Annotated in this window: 2 protein-coding genes; both read left to right on the forward strand. The window is 58.8% G+C overall.

What is annotated here, in order from left to right:
- The first annotated feature begins 113 nt into the window (after window positions 1-113).
- A complete protein-coding gene (locus RMN95_RS05945; RefSeq protein ID WP_309616027.1) occupies window positions 114-1376 on the forward strand; it encodes a hypothetical protein in 1263 nt (420 codons plus the stop codon).
- A gap of 663 nt (window positions 1377-2039) precedes the next feature.
- Window positions 2040-2665: hypothetical protein (locus tag RMN95_RS05950; RefSeq protein WP_309616028.1), on the forward strand; the 626-nt coding region annotated here is incomplete at its 3' end.

Raw genomic sequence — 2665 nt, forward strand, 5'->3', positions numbered from 1 at the left:
CAAACAGTAGAGCCCCACCGCTGATTCAAAGGGATCTTCCATCACGTTCGGATAGTCCCTTCAAACGATGTCATGCGTTCTAGCTAAGGTGGAGCCCTGCGAAAGGTGAGGCAATGTTGCGATCTGACTACGAAGGCAATGAAATTTGGTCCGTGTTAGACGAGGTTCGCGCACGCTTGGGAACAATTCGTGGCGAGGGCAATCCGGTCGATATCGCGGTGGGGACAACGATCGGGTTCTATGCCGACCACATCGGTACTTTTCGAGAAAACTCTGGAACCTCCTCCCCGTTATTTGTTACGGCCATGCTCACACCAGTGCGAGACACCTTGGCGTCCGTCCTTCAGTACCTGGACCAGCGACTTGCCTATGGCGGTCAGGACCCGGCGTACCTCGAGTCGGCGCGCGTGACAATCGAAGCTGCGCTAGTTCAGATGGCACCTTGGCCTCGACCGTACGCGCGCGGCGGGCAGGTCCAGCAACTGACAACTTTGTACGAGGACCTTCTCGAACGTCAGCGCATCGACCTTGCCGCACTAAACGAAAGTCACGCGACACTCCGGGTCGAGATAGAGCAATACAGAGGGCAAGTGGCTTCAATCGCCAACTCGTCTCAAACCGATGTCGACAACCTCGCAGGTCTGGCGGGTGAGGCATTAGCAACTGTCAACGCCGAGAAGGCACGAATAGATGAAGTCATCACGGCAGGCGTCAAACAGCTTTCAGAAATGAGCCTGCAGCTAGACAAGCGACAGAAGGAATGGCAGGCGGCGCAAGAAGCGAGATTTGACGAGACATTAGCGCCCTACCTGTCTTCCATTTCTGAATCGAAGAATCTGGCAACTCAATCGCTCAGCGCGCTCCAAGAGGTGGAATCGGACTTTGCGAACCTCACTGCTGCTTCAGTAACTGACAAACTTGCGGGTCACTTTGCAGACGAGGCTAAAGCCGGCCGCCGCGCTGGGACCTATCTGTACATCATCGGGGCCGTTTTCATACTAGCTGCCGCTCTGCCACTCTTGCTGCTCCTCCTTCCAAACGGACTCAGCTCGGATGCTGGTACCCGATGGGAGCAATTGGCCATCCGCACTGGCATCGGAGCCGCGGCTGCCTCGGCCGCTACCGTCGCAATTCGACTTGGAGGTCGTTTTTTCACCAGTGCGAACGTGGCAAAGCGCATGGAGTTGGACTTGAAGACGTTCGGGCCGTTTTTGGCGAACGTTGATCCGACGGAAGTTGGCAAGGCGCGAATCAGTCTCGTCGAACGAGCGCTCGGGAACTCGACCCCCGATGGGAAGGACTCGGGAGAGGCTGTGTCGGTCAACGGCGTCTCCCAGATCCTCGACTCGGCCAGCAAGCTCATCCCTCGAGCTTGAAGACGGCCACAGCACACACCGGCACACCACCCTCACTTCAAACTTCTATCCGAACCTATCTGAAGGATCAATTCCACCGACCCGCCTCGTCAAAGGTAAGAATTCGAACGGGGACTTGTCGCTGGCGATCGGCAAAGTGGTGATGCCGACGTGAGGCGCGGAATCGACCTTTGCGAGCGTTGGCCGACGAGCCATCGCCAACCGGCTCAAGCGGATTGGACTCGGCACTCCCGGCAATCGGTCGCCGACTGGCTCGGCCAGGCCGAATGCAAGGCGCTGGCCCGGGTCAATGAGTCGTCAGGAATTTCATCTCGGCCCGAAATCCCGCATCCCAATGACTGTGATTCGCCGTCACACCCTGCCAACGTCCCCGCCGATGTTTTCTGACACATCATCCTTCTCGAACAGAAGCAAAAGAACAGCGCAGACGCCACGGTTCGATGGCATGTAGCGGGCGAGTCATTCTCGCTAGCGCTTGATGTGACGGTGTCGCCAATCGGACCCCTGCCGTCATCCTTAAAGGGAGCCCGAGGATCCGACGATGAAATCTCCGTCGTGCTCTCTCCCTTCATTTCTCGCACTGCACAGACGCAGCTGGAAGGCCAAGGGCTTTCCTACTGGGACCCCACCGGCAATCTCCTCCTTCAAAGCCGGAATCCATTCATGTGGATCAAGCAGGAGGGCTCGGCTAAGGATCCGAACCCGGGCGCAAAGGCCACAGCCCTCCAGTCGCTGAAGGGGCGCTCAGCTTCCGAAGTCATGGTGCGCCTCCTTAGCGATGGCCGAGCAGCGACAATCCGCGACCTTGCTCGTGAATCCGGAGTCGCCTTGGGTACCGCTAGCCGTGTGATCAGCCTCCTGCGAAACGAGGACTTCCTGGAGCCGACCGGGGGCGGGCCGATCGTCGTGAACGACCCGGTACGACTGGCTCGACGTTGGACCGAGGATTACAGCTTCGAGAAGACCTTCAAGGCCAAGCGATACTTCTCCATTCTTGGGTCGAGCGTGGCGCTGGAACGCATCCGAGAGTCGAACGCGAATTACGCCGTTACGGGCCTCGCCGCCCAAGCTCTCTGGTACGAAGCGGAGACCCGCACAGCCCCACTGCCTGCCACCGACCTCTGGCTCTACACGGATGATGTAGCCCGCATCGAGAAGGTCGCCGACTTGGTACCGGACAGTGCGAACGGCACCATCATGGTCGCCCAGAGTGAGTTCTTTGGGCCGGGCCGCGGGAACTATCGTCCGGTCGGAAACACCCGAACCGCATGGCCCTGGCGTGTGGTCGG

Source organism: Salinibacterium sp., assembly GCF_031364185.1.
In the GTDB taxonomy this organism is placed as follows: domain Bacteria; phylum Actinomycetota; class Actinomycetes; order Actinomycetales; family Microbacteriaceae; genus Rhodoglobus.

Coding starts and splice junctions, on each gene's coding strand:
- RMN95_RS05945 (WP_309616027.1), top strand. CDS start 114: ATGTTGCGATCTGACTACGAAGGCAATGAAATTTGGTCCGTGTTAGAC.